This is a genomic window from Aeromonas aquatilis (assembly GCF_054052405.1).
On record NZ_JBSTYP010000001.1, the window covers coordinates 102,188 to 119,267 of the forward strand.

Annotated in this window: 14 protein-coding genes; 12 read left to right on the forward strand and 2 right to left on the reverse strand. The window is 59.0% G+C overall.

What is annotated here, in order from left to right; genetic code table 11:
- The first annotated feature begins 130 nt into the window (after nt 1-130).
- From mscM to ACW5W8_RS00565, 10 genes are all read left to right on the forward strand, one after another.
- A complete protein-coding gene (mscM, locus tag ACW5W8_RS00520; protein WP_498625918.1) occupies nt 131-3,412 on the forward strand; it encodes a miniconductance mechanosensitive channel MscM in 3,282 nt (1,093 codons plus the stop codon).
- Nucleotides 3,413-3,436: 24 nt separating this feature from the next.
- Nucleotides 3,437-4,120, forward strand: a complete 684-nt coding sequence (locus tag ACW5W8_RS00525) for a glycerophosphodiester phosphodiesterase (RefSeq protein WP_498625920.1) — start codon at nt 3,437-3,439, stop codon at nt 4,118-4,120.
- A gap of 153 nt (nt 4,121-4,273) precedes the next feature.
- Nucleotides 4,274-6,151 (forward strand): methyl-accepting chemotaxis protein, encoded by a 1,878-nt coding sequence (locus ACW5W8_RS00530; protein WP_498625921.1) that lies wholly within the window; start codon nt 4,274-4,276, stop codon nt 6,149-6,151.
- A gap of 509 nt (nt 6,152-6,660) precedes the next feature.
- Entirely contained in the window at nt 6,661-8,445 is a 1,785-nt protein-coding gene (gene frdA, locus ACW5W8_RS00535) for a fumarate reductase (quinol) flavoprotein subunit (RefSeq protein ID WP_498625923.1), read from the forward strand.
- Nucleotides 8,438-9,172 (forward strand): succinate dehydrogenase/fumarate reductase iron-sulfur subunit, encoded by a 735-nt coding sequence (locus tag ACW5W8_RS00540; protein WP_498625924.1) that lies wholly within the window; start codon nt 8,438-8,440, stop codon nt 9,170-9,172. The genes frdA and ACW5W8_RS00540 overlap by 8 nt, the downstream gene beginning before the upstream one ends.
- Nucleotides 9,173-9,188: 16 nt before the next feature.
- Nucleotides 9,189-9,587, forward strand: coding sequence for a fumarate reductase subunit C (locus ACW5W8_RS00545; RefSeq protein ID WP_005335058.1), 399 nt, complete (start codon nt 9,189-9,191; stop codon nt 9,585-9,587).
- A gap of 10 nt (nt 9,588-9,597) precedes the next feature.
- Complete coding sequence (gene frdD / locus ACW5W8_RS00550) at nt 9,598-9,954, forward strand: fumarate reductase subunit FrdD (protein ID WP_040098079.1); 357 nt, start codon at nt 9,598-9,600, stop codon at nt 9,952-9,954.
- Nucleotides 9,955-10,206: 252 nt separating this feature from the next.
- Nucleotides 10,207-10,938 (forward strand): nucleoside recognition domain-containing protein, encoded by a 732-nt coding sequence (locus tag ACW5W8_RS00555; RefSeq protein ID WP_498625925.1) that lies wholly within the window; start codon nt 10,207-10,209, stop codon nt 10,936-10,938.
- Nucleotides 10,935-11,402, forward strand: a complete 468-nt coding sequence (locus tag ACW5W8_RS00560; protein ID WP_498625926.1) for a YjiG family protein — start codon at nt 10,935-10,937, stop codon at nt 11,400-11,402. The genes ACW5W8_RS00555 and ACW5W8_RS00560 overlap by 4 nt, the downstream gene beginning before the upstream one ends.
- A gap of 26 nt (nt 11,403-11,428) precedes the next feature.
- Entirely contained in the window at nt 11,429-12,553 is a 1,125-nt protein-coding gene (locus ACW5W8_RS00565) for a M20 family metallopeptidase (protein ID WP_498625927.1), read from the forward strand.
- 149 nt (nt 12,554-12,702) lie between these two features.
- Here the strand turns inward: ACW5W8_RS00565 and ACW5W8_RS00570 are convergent, their stop codons facing one another.
- Nucleotides 12,703-13,908: a winged helix-turn-helix domain-containing protein gene (locus tag ACW5W8_RS00570; protein WP_498625929.1), complete on the reverse strand. Its 1,206-nt coding sequence runs from the start codon at nt 13,906-13,908 to the stop codon at nt 12,703-12,705.
- A gap of 107 nt (nt 13,909-14,015) precedes the next feature.
- On the reverse strand, nt 14,016-14,609 hold the full coding sequence (locus tag ACW5W8_RS00575) for a TetR/AcrR family transcriptional regulator (RefSeq protein WP_498625930.1): 594 nt from the start codon (nt 14,607-14,609) through the stop codon (nt 14,016-14,018).
- Between the two features lie 107 nt (nt 14,610-14,716).
- Here ACW5W8_RS00575 and ACW5W8_RS00580 point away from each other — a divergent pair, with 107 nt between their 5' ends.
- Nucleotides 14,717-15,640 (forward strand): ABC transporter six-transmembrane domain-containing protein, encoded by a 924-nt coding sequence (locus ACW5W8_RS00580; protein WP_139433304.1) that lies wholly within the window; start codon nt 14,717-14,719, stop codon nt 15,638-15,640.
- Nucleotides 15,641-15,668: 28 nt separating this feature from the next.
- On the forward strand, nt 15,669-17,057 hold the full coding sequence (locus ACW5W8_RS00585; protein ID WP_498625932.1) for an NAD(P)/FAD-dependent oxidoreductase: 1,389 nt from the start codon (nt 15,669-15,671) through the stop codon (nt 17,055-17,057).
- Nucleotides 17,058-17,080: the final 23 nt, after the last annotated feature.

The window sequence follows — 17,080 nt, forward strand, 5'->3', positions numbered from 1 at the left end:
GCCGGGATCATAGCGAAACGGCAGCACGACTTCCTGTTATTTGTGTTATGAATCATTAATATAGACTGCTTTACCCCCTCCCTGCCCTGTTTTAGGCTAGGGCCACCTCTTCTGAACGGAAACGAGCCTCATGTTGCAACGCCTGCTCACCTTCTTGCTGCTCTCCCTTCTCTTGTTGCCGCCAGCCGTGCGCGCCGACGATGCCATTGCCCAAGCCGAATCCCTGTTGCAGAGCGTGCCCAAGAGCGATACCCCGGAAAACCAGAAGCTGCGGGAGAGCTACCAGCAGGCGCTGCAATTTGCCAGAGAGGCCGAGCGCTACCGGGAGCAGAGCAAGGCCTATCAGCAGATCCTCATCGATTACCCCAAGGAGTCGGCACGGCTCAAGGAGAGCTTGCACAACTATCAGCCCGCCGCTCGCCCGCCGCTGGCGAGCCTCAAGGAGGAGGCGCTGCGCCAGGCCATAGGCCTTGGCAGCAACCGCCAGCTCAACCTGCGCAAGGAGCGGCAGGGGGTGATGGACAGCCTCAACCAGCTGGAGAGCACCGGGCAGGAGTATCACCTGCGGGTGGATGATCTGCGCAAACAGCTGCAACTGACCCGCAGCCAGCTGGAGCGACTGAGCTTCAGCAGCGAATCGGATCGCCAGCAGGAGGCACAACTGCTACTGACCAGAATGAAGGAGCAGAGCCTCTCCGACCGGATCCAGATGCTGGAGCTGGAGCAGCTCTCGGCCCAGCAGCGCAACGATCTCGGCAAGCTGAAACTGCAGGAGCTCAATCTGGCCATCGCCGATGAGGATGAGTGGCAAGCCAGCCTGCTGACCCAGCAGAACCAGCTGCGGCGGGAGAAGACCGAGCAGGCGCTGGAAGAGAGCGAACGGCTGCGCAAACAGCTCACTACCGACATGCCGTTGCTGCTGGAGCAGCAACAGCAGAGTCAGGCGCTCTCCATCCAGCTCGGCACACTGGAGGATCAGATTGAGCGGGTGCAGGACGAGCAGCGCAGTGTCGACAAGAATCTGTTTGAACTGAATGAGTTGGTCAAATCGGTGCGCGAACAGCTGGAATGGCTGCAGATCAGTAATGCCTACGGCGAGAACCTGCGCAGCAAACTCTCCGATCTGCCTCCCCAGTTTCCCCTCGACAAGCTGGAGTCAGCCATCGTCAGCGCTCGCATGGCCAAGAACCAGTACGAGAGCGAGCAGGATGGGCTCAAGGATACCCGTCAGCTGCGCGACAAGCTGCTGGCCGAAGAGGAGGTAACGCTCGATCGGCCGCAGCAAGCGGTACTCGACAACCTGCTCAAGGCACGACGCCAGCTGCTGACCCGTCTCAACGACGCCTCTGACACCCTGATCCAGGAGCAGACCCGTCTCAAGCTGCTCTACAGCCGCCAGAACAGCAAGATCGACGAGATCCGTGAGATCAGCGCCAGCCACCTGTTCTGGATGCCCGATGTGCGCCCCTTTACCCCGCAGGTCATGCTCGGCATTCCTGCCGCGCTGACGCTGGCCTTCAACCCGGACAACTGGTTGCAACTGCCCTACGCCATCGCCGAAAATAGCCCGCTGAGCCTCACGCTGGCCGGTATTGGGCTGCTGGTGCTGGCCTGGAGCTGGTTCAAACTGGCCCGTCACCTGAGCCTCTATTGCGACCATATTGCACCGCGGATCGGCAAGGTGACCCAGGACAAATTCAGCCTCACCAGCCGTCTGCTGCTGCGCTCCCTGCTTGCCGCGCTCCCCTTGCCCGCCATGGTGCTGATGGTACGCGGCCTGCTTGAAGGGGCCTGGCAATACCCGTTTGCGGTGGCGGTGGCGCGCGGCCTTGGCGAGATCTGGTTTCTGCTGCTGGCGCTGGTGATGGCCCGCCATCTGACCCTGGAGCGGGGGATTTTGATCCACCACTTCCGCTGGCCCCGAGAACAGGTACAAAAGGTATGGGGGCAGTTTCGCACCCTGCTGCTGGTGCTGATCCCGAGTTTCTTTGTGCAGGGGATGGCCAACAGCTATCAGGAGCATGCCTTCTACGACTCCCTCGGCCGGATGGCCTTCATGATCGGCGCACTCTGGCTGTTGCTCTTCTTTGCCCGCCTCAACCGGGAGCGACTGCCACTCACCTGGGGCCAGACCGACATGACCAAGCCCCATCTGCTGCACCACTTCATCTGGAACAGCCTGATGCTGGCGCCGCTGCTGGCGGTCATCGGCGCCCTGTTTGGCTACTTCTATACCTCTCGCACCCTGCTGCGCCAGCTGGAGCTTAGCCTGCTGATGGGGCTGGGTTGCCTGCTGGTCTACTATCTGGCCAGACGCTGGATGCTGATCCAGCGCCGCCGCCTCGCCTTCGAGCGCGCCAAGAGCAAGCGGGCCGAGACCCTGGCCCAGCGCGGGCGTGACGACAATCAGGAGGAGCTGAGTTCGGAGATCCCCGATGTGGTGGAAGAGACCGAGCTGGATCTCGATACCATCAGCGCCCAGTCGCTGGGACTGGTGCGCACCTTGCTGATGCTGGGCTTCACCATGCTGGTGGTGGTGCAATGGTCGGATCTCAACTCCGCCTTCAGCTTCCTCAGCAATATCGAGGTGTGGCAGGTGAGCAGCAAGATTGGCGGCATCGAGCAGCTCTCGGCCATCACCTTGCAGGATCTGATGCTGACCGCCTTCGTCTTCATCCTGACCGTGGTGACAGCCCGCAACCTGCCGGGGCTGATGGAGCTGACCCTGCTGCAGCACCTCAGCCTCTCCCCCGGTACCGGCTTTGCCCTCACCACCACCAGCAAGTATCTGGTGATCCTGATCGGCGCCCTCACCGGCTTTTCCATGCTCGGCATCGACTGGTCGAAGACCCAGTGGCTGGTCGCCGCCCTCTCGGTGGGGCTGGGTTTCGGTCTGCAGGAGATCTTCGCCAACTTCGTCTCCGGCCTCATCATCCTGTTTGAAAAGCCGATCCGGCTCGGTGACACCGTCACCATCCGCGATCTCACCGGCACCGTCACCAAGATCAAGACCCGGGCGACCACCATAGTGGATTGGGATCGCAAGGAGATCATCGTGCCCAACAAGGCCTTCATCACCGAGCAGTTCATCAACTGGTCGCTCTCCGATGCCATCACCCGGGTCAAACTGAAGATCAGGATCGGTCTGACCCGGGACCCGAAACTGGTGCAGCGCATTCTGGAGGAGTCCATCCAGGCATCGACTCTGGTGCTGGAGACGCCGACCCCCGAGGTGTTCCTGATCGAATTCACCGACTCGGCGCTGATCTACGAGATCCGTCTCTACGTCAACAACATGGATCACCGGATGCCCATCACCCACGAGGTTCACTCGCTGGTGCTGGAGAAGATGCAGCAGCAGGGACTTTCTCTGCCCCATCAACAGATCGATATTCACCTGAGCCGCGGCTGAGCCGTGAGGAAAAAGGAGCAGAACATGCAGATTATTGCCCACCGTGGCGCCAGCGGTCTGGCACCGGAGAACACCCTCAAGGCAATGGCAAAAGCGCTGGAGCTGGGAGCGTCAGCCATAGAGATCGACGTGCAGGCGGCCGATGGCGAGTTGTGGGTCTTCCATGACCGGCGGCTGGAGCGTTGCACCAATGGCAAGGGGGTGCTGACCGAACAATCCCGCTCCTATCTGGAGCAGCTCGATGCCGGTGAGGGAGAGGTGATCCCGACCCTGTGGCAGGTGATGGAGATCATCGCCGGACGCTGCGAGTTGCATATCGAGCTCAAGGGGGCCCATACCGCCGACGCGGTGGCAGCCCTGACCCGACGGGCAGAGGCCGAGCTTGGCTTTACCCCCGACCAATGGGTGGTCTCCTCCTTCCATCACCCGGAGCTGGCCCGATTTGCCACCTTGCGCCCCGATATCCGGCTCGGAGCCCTGACCGCCAACCTGCCGCTCAACCTGGCGCAGTTTGCCGACGAGCTGGGGGCCTGGTCCATCAATTGCGATGTTGATTTCATCGACGCCGCGCTGGTCGATGATGCACATCGCCGGGGGCTCAAAGTTCTGGTTTATACCGTTGATTATCCTGAAGATTCTGAAACCCTAGCCAAGATGGGGGTCGATGGAATCTTTACCAATCGACCGGATCGTTTTCTGGCGCAGTGAGGGCGCGATACACATATGGATAACCACTGATTTAGGCACTAACTTTAAATAGCTGACCGGGATACAAAGAGTTCAACTTCGGCCGATAAACAAAGGCTCATAACAATAACTAGATTCCACACACTTCAGACTGACGCTCACAAGGATGTAATTATGAACTTATCCATTAAAAACAAGCTGGTCCTGGCTATCGGGGTCATCATTCTGGTGATCACCGGCCTGCAGGTCTGGTACAACACCTCGCAACTGCGCAGTGAAACCCAGCGACTGGTCTGGAACATCATTGACGAAAGCTCCATGGCCAACGTCAAGGGGATCTCCCGCTGGGTCGACTCCCGGATCAGCATGGTCAGCACCACCAAGGAAGCATTCGCCAAAGAAGATGAGCCCATCAGTCATCTGGCCCAATCCATGAATGCCGGTGGCTTCGACCTGGTCTATGCCGGTACCACAGACGGCAAGATGATCCAGAGTAAACCGACCAATCTGCCTGCTGGTTATGACCCCCGTCAGCGCCCCTGGTACAAAGACGCAATGGCTGCTGGCAAGATGACCATCACCCCCCCTTATGCCGATATCTCCACCGGCCAGCTGATCGTCACCATTGCCGAACCCTTCCAGCGTGGCAACACTCAGGGGGTCATCGCTGGGGACGTCTCCATCAGTTCACTGATCTCGGACATTCTGGCGGTCACCACCGAGGGGACTTACGCCATGCTGGTCGACAGCAACGGCACCATCATCGCGCACCCCGATGCCTCCATGAGCCTCAAACCCGCCACCTCGCTGGCCCCGGAGTTGACCGCGTCTTACATCAACCAGATCGCCAATGACGGCAAGATCAACGAGCTGGTGATCAGCGGCAAGAAAGAGGTCTTTGACTTCAACGCGATCCCCAATACCAACTGGTATTACGGCATGATGGTGGATGAACAGACTGCCTACCAGTCGGTTCGCAGCATGGTCACCTCCTCCCTCATTCAGGGGCTCATCACCATACTGATCGTGGCCGGTTTCTCCTACATCGCCATCAACGGTTCGCTGGCTCCCCTGAAAACCCTGGGCGAGGCGATTGCCGATCTCTCCCGTGGCAACGGCGATCTGACTCGCCGCATCAAGATCGAGCGTGAAGATGAAGTGGGCGCGGTTGCCAAGCACGTCAACACCTTCATCGAGCGGATCCATGTGATGGTGCAGGATATCTCCAACTCCTCCGGCCAGCTCAACCAGCAGGCCAAGTCCTCCCACAGCATGGCGGAGAAGGCCAATCAGGGGCTGGCACGCCAGCAAAACGAGATCTCCCAGATCGCCACTGCGGTCCACGAGATGTCGGCCACCGCCGTCGAGGTTGCCAGCAACGCCGAGCAGACTGCCGAAGCAGCGCGCTCCTCCAGCAGCAGCTGTGAACATGGCAAGCAGGTCATCGCCCGCAACCAGCGTTCCATCACCGATCTGGCAACTCAGGTCGAGCAGGCCTCGAACATCATTCAAGAGCTGGAGAAGAACGCTCAGGAGATCAATACCATCCTCTCCACCATTCAGGGCATCGCAGAACAGACCAACCTGCTGGCACTCAACGCCGCCATCGAAGCGGCCCGTGCCGGTGAACAGGGCCGCGGCTTTGCGGTGGTAGCCGACGAAGTGCGCGTCTTGTCACAGCGCACCCACAGCTCCACCGTCGAGATCCGCAATATGATCGAAACCCTGCAACGCAATACCCAGGGAGCGGTCAGCACCATGCACGAAGGCCAGCTGCTGGCCCAGAACAGCGTGGATGACGCCAACAACGCCACCCAGGCGCTGGAGCAGATCACCACCTCGATCAACCAGATCTCCGACATGGCGACCCAGATCTCCAGCGCGGCTGAAGAGCAGCGGGCCGTCACCGACGAGGTAAGCCGCAACATTCAGGCGGTGAAAGATGTCTCGGACGAACTGGCAGTGGATGCAGACAGCTCACGCCATCTCTCTGAACAACTTAAAAATATTTCGGGTGAACTGAGCAATCAGGTCGGCATGTTCCGCATTTGAGCATGAGCAAAAGGGGCCGTATAGGCCCCTTTTATTTTTCTAAATAGCGCTTAATTTTCAGTGAGTAATCTCACATTACCCGCCAAATACCCCGCCTAGAAACCCTTGTGATTCGTCTGGAATTATCAGAACACCGCCGTGGTCACCGCCGCACTTCGGATTACCTATTTCTATCTGAATAGATGAATACCAATAATTCTCATTAAAAAATTACAATAAAAAACTTAAAATTTTTTTCGTGAGTACCTAAAAAGAGAGGTGATTCGCATTTTATTGAAAGAAAACTACGTACAATCCAGAAGTTAAAGTATGCGTAGCAAGGTGTTCAACTGCTCAGCAACACCAAAAAATGGCGATAATAACGACATTTTCATCCAGGGATTTGGGTGTTTTATAGAAAAATAACCAATAAAAATGGAATAAAACCTAGCAGTTTGACTTGCATCAAGCCTGAATTTTTTTCATAGAGCAAAATCGTGCCCAGCAAATCTATCCCTAAGGAGGCAGATGTGGATATTATCAAGACCGATGTTGCCATCATCGGTGCTGGCGGTACTGGCCTGCGTGCCGCTATCGCTATAGCCGAATCACAGCCAGACCTGGACATCGCCCTGATTTCCAAAGTCTATCCAATGCGTAGCCATACCGTCGCAGCCGAAGGTGGCGCCGCCGGTGTTGTGCGTGATGACGACTCCCTCGAAAACCACTTCAATGACACCGTCTCCGGTGGTGACTGGCTGTGCGAGCAGGACGTAGTGGATTACTTCGTCAACAACGCAACCAAAGAGATGGTCCAGCTGGAACACTGGGGCTGTCCATGGAGCCGCAAGCCGGATGGTAAAGCCAACGTACGTCCGTTTGGTGGCATGAAGGTTCCCCGTACCTGGTTCGCAGCAGACAAGTCCGGTTTCCATATTCTGCACACCCTGTTCCAGACCTCCGTCAAATACCCGAGCATCAAGCGCTTCGACGAGCATTTCTGCCTTGATCTGATCGTGGACGACGGCCGTGTCCAGGGCGTACTGACCTTCGACATCCAGAACGGCATCACCCGCTTCATCCAGGCCAAATCCGTGATTCTGGCAACTGGTGGTGCTGGTCGTGTTTACCGTTACAACACCAACGGCGGCATCGTGACCGGTGACGGCATGGCGCTGGCCTATCGTCACGGCGTACCGCTGCGTGACATGGAATTCGTTCAGTATCACCCGACCGGCCTGCCGGGTACCGGCATCCTGATGACCGAAGGTTGTCGTGGTGAAGGCGGCGTCCTGCTCAACAAAGATGGCTACCGCTACCTGCAAGACTACGGCTTGGGCCCGGAAACCCCGATCGGCCAGCCGAAGAGCAAATACATGGAACTGGGTCCGCGCGACCGCGTTTCCCAGGCATTCTGGCAAGAGCAACAGAAAGGCCGCGTCATTCAGGGCCCGATGGGCGATGTGGTTCACCTCGATCTGCGTCACCTCGGCGAGAAGTACCTGAAAGAGCGTCTGCCGTTCATCTGCGAACTGGCCAAAGCCTACGTCAACGTGGATCCGGCCAAAGAGCCAATCCCGGTACGTCCGACTGCCCACTACACCATGGGTGGTATCGAGACTGACAACAAGTGTGCCACCCGTCTGGCCGGCCTCTACGCCGCTGGCGAATGTGCCTCTGTTGGTCTGCACGGAGCCAACCGTCTGGGTTCCAACTCTCTGTCCGAGATCGTGGTATTCGGCAAGCTGGCTGGTGAACAGGCCGGTGAATTCGCCAAGACCCAGAAGCATGGTAACACCGAAGCACTGGCAGCCAAGGCCGAGGCGCTCATCAAGCAGCACCTCTCCCTGCTCGACATCGATGGCACCGAAAACCCGGCCGACATTCGCAACGAGTTGGGCATGTCCATGGAAGCCGGTGTCGGTATCTACCGTACCGAAGAGCTGATGCAGGGCACCATCGACAAGATCAACGAGCTGAAAGCCCGTTACAAAAAGGTCAAGGTCAACGACAAGTCCTCTGTCTTCAACACCGATCTGCTGTACGCCATCGAACTGGGTTACATGCTGGACGTGGCTGAAGCCATGGCGCACTCAGCCATCAATCGTAAAGAGTCCCGCGGTTCCCACCAGCGTCTGGATGGTTACGAAGAGCGCGATGACGTGAACTTCCTCAAGCACACGCTCTCGTTCTACAAAAATGGCGAAACGCCCTCCATCGATTACTCCGATGTGAAGATCACTAAATCCCAGCCGGCAAAACGCGTGTACGGCTCCGAGGGTGAGAAACAAGACGAGGCTAAGAAGAATGGCTGAGATGATTGAAATTGAAATCCTGCGCTACCGTCCGGAACAGGATAACGAGCCCTGGATGCAAACCTTCCAGGTGCCATACCAGAGAGAGATGTCTCTGCTGGACGCACTGCAGTACATCAAGGATCACCTGGACTCTACCCTGAGCTTCCGCTGGTCCTGCCGGATGGCAATCTGCGGCTCCTGCGGCATGATGGTCAACGGCGTGCCCAAGCTGGGTTGCAAGGCGTTCCTGCGTGACTACCTGCCGGGCAAGATGACCATCGAGCCGCTCAACAACTTCCCGATCGAGCGCGATCTGGTGGTCGACATGTCCGACTTCATCGAGAAGCTGGAGAGCATCAAGCCGTACATCATCCCGAGCGAGCCGCGCAGCCTGTGTGATGGCGAGTACATCCAGACTCCGGCCCAGATGGCGCAGTACAAGCAGTTCTCCCAGTGCATCAACTGTGGTCTCTGCTACGCAGCCTGCCCGCAGTACGGCATCAACAAGAAGTTCACCGGTCCGGCGGCACTGGCTCTGGCCTATCGCTACAACGTCGACAACCGTGATGCCGGTGCCAAAGAGCGTATGCGCATCATCAGCCAGGACGAAGGCGTCTGGGGCTGTACCTTCGTGGGTTACTGCTCTGACGTGTGCCCGAAAGGTGTAGACCCGGCCGCAGCGATCCAGCTTGGCAAGGTCGAGAGCGCCAAGGACTACATGATCGCCATGTTCAAGCCAGATTGAGAGCAGGATTGAGACCATGAACAACACTGATAGCAAACGTAAACCTTACGTCCGCGAAATGAAGAAAGACTGGTGGCTGAAGAACGCCTTCTACACCGGTTACATGATCCGTGAAGGCACCAGTATCTTCGTCTCCATCTACGCCGTTGTGCTGATGTGGGGCCTGATGCGCCTGGTTCAGGGTCAGGAAGCGTTCAACGGCTGGCTGGAATCCCTGCAAAGCCCGATCGCAATCCTGTTCCATGTCGTCGCTCTGGCGGCGTGCCTGTTCCATGCCAAAACCTGGTTCGCCCTGGCGCCGAAAGCCATGCGTATCTTCCGTGGTGAAGACCTGGTACCGGAGAAGCCGATCGTTCTCGCCCAGTATGTGGCGCTGGCGGTGGTGTCCCTGCTTGTCCTGATCATCGTGGCCTGAGGAGAAAACAATGAGACGTTCTGACGAACCAATTTACTGGGGTCTGTTTGGTGCGGGTGGCATGGTCGTTGCCATGCTGCTGCCGGTCATTGTCCTCATCACCGGTCTGCTGGTACCCATGGGTATCATGGACGTAGAGACCATGAGCTATGACCGCGTGCACGCGTTCGCCAGCTCCTGGTGGGGTGCCTGCATCCTGCTGGTGATCATCGCCCTGCCAATCTGGCACGGTATGCACCGTATCTACCACGGTCTGCACGATCTGGGGATCCACACCACCAAGCTGCACCACTATGTGTTTTATGGCTTTGCCTTCCTGGTATCTGCCATTACCGTCGGCCTGCTGATGGTACTGGTACTCCAGTAATCACATCTGACTGATTGACCAAACCGGGCCTCGTGCCCGGTTTTTTATTGCCCCGCTATCCCGCCTCTGCTTTTTATTCACTCAAACAATTCTATAAAAACCAGATTATCGTCCAAGTATATGGCGATCACAGTCACATAACCCCAATACATTCTCCATTTGCAGCAAACCATTTTGACCACCATCAATTTAGTGACATGCATATCAATTATAATTACTCAGATTAAATAATTATTCATATGGAGCTAGCTAATGACAGACAAAACACGCTCGGTGAGCATAGGCAGTTACCTGGCACTGGCCTTCGCCGTGGTCTTTTTCTCCGGACTGTTGCAATCCGGCGAGTGGTACGGGGTATTCGATTTCACCACGCTGAACGGTTCGTTCGGTACCATGGTCCAGAGCGTCAGCGAGAATGGTGACGGCATCAAGACCGCCATGACCGACATGCGCGGCAAAGGGGGCAACGGTGCCCGCGATGGCTTCCTGTTTGCCCTCACCCTGATCCCCACCGTGATGTTCGCCCTCGGCATGATCAATGTGCTGGAACACTACGGCGCGCTGGAGGCGGCACGCAAGCTGCTGACCCCGCTGCTGCGTCCGCTGATGGGGGTGCCGGGCAATACCGGTCTGGCGCTGATCGCCTCCTTGCAGAGTACCGATGCCGGCGCCGCCATGACCCGCCAGCTCAAGGATGAAGGGCTCATCACCAAGCGTGAAACTGACGTATTCACCATGTTCCAGTTCTCTGCCGGAGCAGCCATCGTCAACTTCTTCTCCTCCGGTGCCGTGCTGTTCACCCTGACACTGGCGGATGGCAGCCCGGCGGTCAGCTCCTCCATTGGTCTGGCGGTCATCGTGATGTTCGCCTTCAAGTTTGTCGGTGCCAACCTGTTCCGGGTCTACCTCAATCTGAGCGAAGGCAAGCACGTCGATAGCAGCAACACCCAACAGACTCTCAACACTCAGGAGCAAGCCAAATGAGCCAGGCCAACGTCAAGAAACCCATCGTCACCGATATCTTCGTCGAAGGGGCCAAGAAGGGCTGGGTCATCGCCACCACCTCCACCGTGCCCAACGTGCTGATGGCCTTCGTCATCATCAAGGCGCTGCAGATCACCGGTGCGTTGGATGCCATGGGTGCCATCTTCTCCCCCGTCATGGCCATCTTCGGCCTGCCCGGTGAGGCGGCCGCCGTGCTGATCGGCGCCTGGATGTCGATGGGCGGCGCGGTCGGCGTGGTGATCACCCTGTTCGATCAGGGGATCCTCAACGGCACCCACATCGCCATTCTGGCCCCGGCCATCTACCTGATGGGCTCTCAGGTGCAGTACATGGGCCGCATCCTCGGTTGCATCGGCACCGAAGGGCGTTACATCCCCATCATGGTCGCCATCTCGGTACTCAACGCCTTCGGCGCCATGCTGGTGATGAACATCATTCTGTAACTGCAGATCTGTGAGTGGAGCAAACAATGACTTTTTCGCTGGATCAATACCTGACCGAACTGGCCCCGCTGATCAATCTGGATTGCGGATCCCTGCACCAACCGGGCATTGCGGCAGTGGCCGACCTGATGGCCGCCAAATATGAGGCGATGGGCGGCTGGCAGATCAAACGGGTCGACTGTGGCGCCGCCGGGGTGGGGCTGGAGATCCGCAACCAGCCTGATGCGGCACAGATCGATGTAATGCTGATCGGCCATATGGATACTGTCTTCCCCCTCGGCACCGCCGCCGCCCGCCCGATGAGCATCGATGGTGAGCGCGCTTACGGTCCCGGTGTCTCCGACATGAAATCGGGGCTGCTCAACATCGTCTATGCCCTGCGTGAACTGCCCCGCGAGGTGCGCGATCGCCTGAGCATCTGCGTCTGCATGAACCCGGACGAGGAGATCGGCTCCCTGCACTCCAGCGACTGGCTGGCAGCGGTGGCCAAACAGGCAAAACAGGTGCTGGTGGCCGAAGCGGCCCGCGCCGATGGCTCGCTGGTCAAGGCGCGCAAGGGGATGGCCCGTTATCGCATCGACTTCACCGGCAAGGCGGCTCACGCGGGCAACGAACCGCAGAAGGGGCGCAGCGCCATCACCGAGCTGGGCCACTGGATCCTGGCTATCAACGCCCTGACCAACTTCGAGAGCGGCACCACCCTCAACATCGGCATTGTCGAGGGGGGCAATGGTGCCAACATAGTGCCGGCCCATGCCAGCGCCGTGGTAGACGTCCGCTTCTGGGACAATCAGGAGTACCACCAGATCAACGATCATCTGCTGACCCTGGCCGAGCGTCCCCATCTGGATGGCGTCACCATCCAGCTGACCCGCGAGGCCCACAAACCTGCCATGGTGCCGTCAGAGGGTACTCAGGCGATGATGCTGTTGGTGGAGGAGTGTGGCGCCGAACTGGGACTGCCAATCAGCTGGCAAGAGGTGGGGGGCGGCTCTGATGCCAACCTGACCGCCGCCCTCGGCATCCCCACTCTGGATGGTCTCGGCCCCATCGGTGCCGGTTTCCACAGTGACGAGGAGTATCTGGATCTGGCCAGCATTGCCCCGCGCATCGAGCTGCTGGTGAATGTACTGACCCGTCTGGCTGCCTGACGGCCCACCTCGCTAAAGACCTGTAACCAAGAGGGCCAGCCGGTTTGCACCGACTGGCCCTCTTTTCATCTGTCCTCACTGACCCATCGCGCCCCTGAACAATAAGGCCATCGATGGAAACAGAACTCGCCTGCGCCTGAGACCAAGTCTCACCACAACGCCAGCAAATTGGCCGGAATGGCACCATAACGGAGCTGCGGGGTTTGGTGCCAGTCAGCCAGCTTTTGCAGGGCTTTCGCCAGATCCTGTGCAAGCGTACGGGTCACTCTAACCCCGGCCTCCAGATAGAGGCTCTTGATCTCGAAGATCCCCTGCTGGCGATGGGCCTTGGCATCCATTCTGCCCACCAGCTTGCCACGATGCAGCAGCGGCAACACGAAGTAACCGTACTGACGCTTGGGGGCCGGGGTATAGCACTCGATACGATAGTCGAAGTTGAACAGATCCTTGGCTCGCTTGCGATCCCATACCAGCGGATCGAACGGCGACAAGACGGTAGTATGGGTTGCCTTGAGATGACCCTCCTTGGCTTGCACCAGCTCATCGGCCAGCGAGGCATGCACAAAAGCGCCGTGCTGCCATCCCTCCACCCGCACCGGCAGCAGCTCCCCCTCGTCCGCCAGCTGATGCAGCAAGGCATCATACTTGCCGCGCCGCAGCCGGTAGTAGTCCGCCACCCAGCCAGTTTTGACCAGCCCCAGACCCCGGCAGCTGGCGCGCACCATATCCCGCTGCGCCTGCTCGACGCTTGGCAGATCCCGCTGATCGCACCACTCGGGGAGCACCCGTTCGGCCAGGTCATAGACTCGCTGAAAGTTGCGCCGCTCACGCACCATCAGCTGACCGGTGGTAAACAACACCTCCAGATGGCGCTTCTCCGGTTTCCAGTCCCACCAGCCATTCCCCTTGTCGGTTGTGCGTTCAAAGTCAGCCGCCCGCACCGGGCCATGGTGGCGAATGCGCTCGATAAGCTGGCCGATCTCCTGCTGATGGGTGGCGAGCCAGTTGGCCGAAAACTTCCAGCCCATGGCGGCAGGATCAAGCATCCTGTGGCGCAACAGCCGGTAATCCTCGCGGGGCACAAAGCAGGCCTCGTGGGCCCAATATTCGAAGATCTCGCCGTCGGCCAGCAGCTGCTCCAGCCAACACGGTTCGTACTGGCCAAGCCGGCTAAAGAGCACCAGATAGGGGCTGCGCGCCACCACCGAGATGGTATCGATCTGCAGCAGCGCCATGCGGCGAATGGTCGCCAGCAAATCGGCCGGGGTCGCTTTGCTGCGACGGGGGGCAAGCAGCCCCTGCGCCGCCAGTTGCAGATGACGGGCATCTTGCAGTGACAAATGGGTAATCGACATCAACAACCGCTCCCTGGTATCTGACCATCGCGCGCCCGGTGGATGGCCAACAAAACCGGGGGAGACACCACGCTGGCATACCTCCCCACCCTTTTTTGCCTGCGCCGCTATGAGTGGGACGGAGGCAAGACCAGCTGATTGACCACCAGCATGATCTCTTGATAAGTGGCCTCTACCGCCTCGGGGGTTGGCTCCAGAATAAGGTCATCGGCATAGCCGTTGATAAGCGAGGTGATCTGGCGCGCCAGTCGCCGGGCATCGCCCGCTACAAACTCGCCGCTGTCGATCCCCTTTTGCAGGATCTGCTCCAGCACCTCACGCCACGCCTGAAGGGTCTTGCGGTAACTCTCGGCAAATACCGGGTCGCGCAGTGACTCGTTCCAAGCATCGAGGTAGATGGCCCAGGAGGCATCCTGACTGGTCGGCAGGTTGTCCCGCACGAACAGTGGCAACGCTTCGCGGGCAGGCAGCGGCAACAGCCACTCCCGCTGCTCGGCGATCTCCTGACTGGTGAAGCGCTCCACGGCGCAGAGGCAGAGCTCCTTCCAATCCTTGAAGTAGTGGTAGACGTGGCTGCGCGCCAGACCGGTGCGCTCGGCAATATTACGGGTGGACGATGCCGCCATCCCCTTCTCTCGAAACAGGGCCAGTACGGCCTCGATGATCATCTCTTTGCGCTGTTCTGCTGATGGGCGTGCCATCTGACCTCCTGGGATATCCATCGATCTGCTTGACTTTGAGCAGTCGCTCAAACAGGCTTTGAGCACTCGCTCAAAATTAGCGTTTCCGACATCTTAGGAGATAACCCATGACAACACCAACCACTTCGGCAGCCAGTTGCGACGAGCAGGCCACGCCGTTGCCACACTCGGCCGGTCGTTCGCTGGGGGCGATTGCACGGGCCAATCCCCTCAAGCTGGCGGGCACCTTCTCGCTGGTGGCCCTCGAAAACATCCTGCTGGTGGTCTATCCCCTGTTCGCCGGCTTTGCCATCGACGCCATCGTCAAGGGACAGTGGTGGCAAGCCTCGAGCTATGCCCTCATCGTGCTGCTGTTCTGGCTGATCGGCGCCCTGCGCCGGGCGGTCGATACCCGCACCTTTACCCATATCTATGCGGCACTGGCGGTGCCGGTGATCCTGACCCAGCGACAGCAGCAGGAGGGGCAATCCACCATAGTGGCGCGGGTTACCCTGGCGCGGGAGTTTGTCGACTTCTTCGAGAAACATATCCCGATCCTGGCCACCAGCCTGATCTCCATCGTCGGGGCGGCCGTGATGCTGATGGTGATCGAGTTCTGGGTCGGCATCGCCTGCATGGGGGTATTGCTGCTGTTCGGCCTGCTGCTGCCCGGCTTTTCGCGCAAGAACCAGCTGCTGCACGAGCGGCTCAACGATCGGCTGGAGCACGAGGTCAAGCTGGTCACCCATGCCCAGTCAGCCAGCCTCTCCCGCCACTACCGCGCGCTGGCCTGGCTGCGGATCCGGATTTCGGATCGGGAGGCACTCGCCTTTCTGGCGGTCGGCATCAGCGCCTCCCTGCTGTTCCTGCTGGCCATCACCATGCTGATGGCCCAACCCCAGGTCTCCGCAGGCCATGTCTATGCTGTGATGACCTACCTCTGGAACTTTGTCACCAGCCTGGATGAGGGGCCCGGTCTTGCCGATCAGCTGGCCCGGCTGAGAGACATAGGTCGCCGGGTCAACACCGCCCAACCCGATGAAATGATTTGATATTTTGTATCTGTAACCGGAGTAGAAGATGAATCCGACCACCCTTTGCCAACGAGCGTTGACCATGTGCATCAGCTGTTTCTTCCTCGCCGCCTGCGGCCCCAAGATGAGCGACTTTGAGCCCAACACCAGCTACTGGTTCAAGGAGAAACCGGCAGAGGAGAGCGCCCCGCTGGCGCAAAACATGAAGGTGGATATCGCCATCATAGGTGGCGGCTACAGCGGACTCTCCAGCGCCTGGCATCTGGCCAAGGCCAACCCGTCGCTCAAGCTCGCCATCTTCGAAGCCAGACAGGTGGGCAGTGGTGCCTCGGGCCGCAACGGCGGCATGGTGTTGCCGGGCTCCGAGGTGATGGACCTCTACGAAGAGGGGGAAGCGAGCAAGCGCCACTACGATCTCACCGTCGCCAGCATGCGCAAGCTGCAGGCGCTGGTCGCCTCAACCGGCGTCGAGGCCGACCTCAAGCTCGATGGCTATGTGGAGGCGATCCTCGATGAGGAGGATATCGCCGAGTACCGCGACTATGTGAAAACCGCCAATCGCCTCGGCATCCAGCTCCAGTACTGGAACGCCGATACCACAGAGGAAAAACTCGGCACCGATCGCTACGTGGGGGCGGTCTACGACCCCAATGGCGGTCAGGTACACGCCATGAAACTGGTCAATGCCCTGCGCAAGGCGGTGGAGCAGGCGGGCGTCACCATCTACGAGCAGAGCCCGGTAATGGGGATCAAGGAGGGCAAGCAGATCGAGCTCAATGTAGCCGACAAGTACAAGGTGACCGCCGACAGCATAATGCTGGCGACCAACGGCTATACCTCAAAACTTGGCTACTTCAGCGGGCGAGTATTTCCGGTGCACGCCCAGAGCGCCGTCACCGAGCCGCTTACCAAAAAACAGCTGGCCGCCATCCAGTGGCAGAGCCGGGTGCCCTACTACGACACCCGCAACATCCTGTTCCATCTGGTGTTGACCCCGGATAACCGGATCGTCATCGGTGGCGGCAATGCCGAGTACGTCTTCAACGACGGCCTCAACTACAAGGGCGATCTCAACCGGGTCAGCGAAATGATGATGACCGAGCTGGTGACCCTCTATCCGGCCCTCAAGGGGATCAAATTTGAGCAGGTGTGGGACGGGGTTCTTGGCATGACCGGCGACAGCACCGAAGCGGTGGGGGTAATGGGGGATCACAAGAACATCTACTACGCCCTCGGCTACAACGGCCACGGCATCAACCTCTCCTTCCTGTTTGGCGACATCGTGGCCAGCCTCTACCAGGGCAAGGATCACCCCTGGTTCAACCACGCGGAGCAGAGTCTGCCGATGTGGCTGCCGCCAGAGCCGTTCAAGTCAATCGGCGTCAAATCTGCCCTGATGTACTACCAGTGGCAGGACAAGGGCTACAAGGAGTAGCGCCGGGCGAACCCGACGAGTAA

What these genes read in the sequence shown, in the direction of transcription:
- ACW5W8_RS00580 (WP_139433304.1), top strand. Translation starts at nt 14,717, where the DNA reads ATGACAACACCAACCACTTCGGCAGCCAGTTGCGACGAGCAGGCCACG.
- ACW5W8_RS00555 (WP_498625925.1), top strand. Translation starts at nt 10,207, where the DNA reads ATGACAGACAAAACACGCTCGGTGAGCATAGGCAGTTACCTGGCACTG.
- ACW5W8_RS00565 (WP_498625927.1), top strand. Translation starts at nt 11,429, where the DNA reads ATGACTTTTTCGCTGGATCAATACCTGACCGAACTGGCCCCGCTGATC.
- ACW5W8_RS00540 (WP_498625924.1), top strand. Translation starts at nt 8,438, where the DNA reads ATGGCTGAGATGATTGAAATTGAAATCCTGCGCTACCGTCCGGAACAG.
- ACW5W8_RS00570 (WP_498625929.1), bottom strand. Translation starts at nt 13,908, where the DNA reads ATGTCGATTACCCATTTGTCACTGCAAGATGCCCGTCATCTGCAACTG.
- mscM (WP_498625918.1), top strand. Translation starts at nt 131, where the DNA reads ATGTTGCAACGCCTGCTCACCTTCTTGCTGCTCTCCCTTCTCTTGTTG.
- ACW5W8_RS00585 (WP_498625932.1), top strand. Translation starts at nt 15,669, where the DNA reads ATGAATCCGACCACCCTTTGCCAACGAGCGTTGACCATGTGCATCAGC.
- ACW5W8_RS00525 (WP_498625920.1), top strand. Translation starts at nt 3,437, where the DNA reads ATGCAGATTATTGCCCACCGTGGCGCCAGCGGTCTGGCACCGGAGAAC.
- ACW5W8_RS00530 (WP_498625921.1), top strand. Translation starts at nt 4,274, where the DNA reads ATGAACTTATCCATTAAAAACAAGCTGGTCCTGGCTATCGGGGTCATC.
- ACW5W8_RS00545 (WP_005335058.1), top strand. Translation starts at nt 9,189, where the DNA reads ATGAACAACACTGATAGCAAACGTAAACCTTACGTCCGCGAAATGAAG.
- ACW5W8_RS00575 (WP_498625930.1), bottom strand. Translation starts at nt 14,609, where the DNA reads ATGGCACGCCCATCAGCAGAACAGCGCAAAGAGATGATCATCGAGGCC.
- ACW5W8_RS00560 (WP_498625926.1), top strand. Translation starts at nt 10,935, where the DNA reads ATGAGCCAGGCCAACGTCAAGAAACCCATCGTCACCGATATCTTCGTC.
- frdD (WP_040098079.1), top strand. Translation starts at nt 9,598, where the DNA reads ATGAGACGTTCTGACGAACCAATTTACTGGGGTCTGTTTGGTGCGGGT.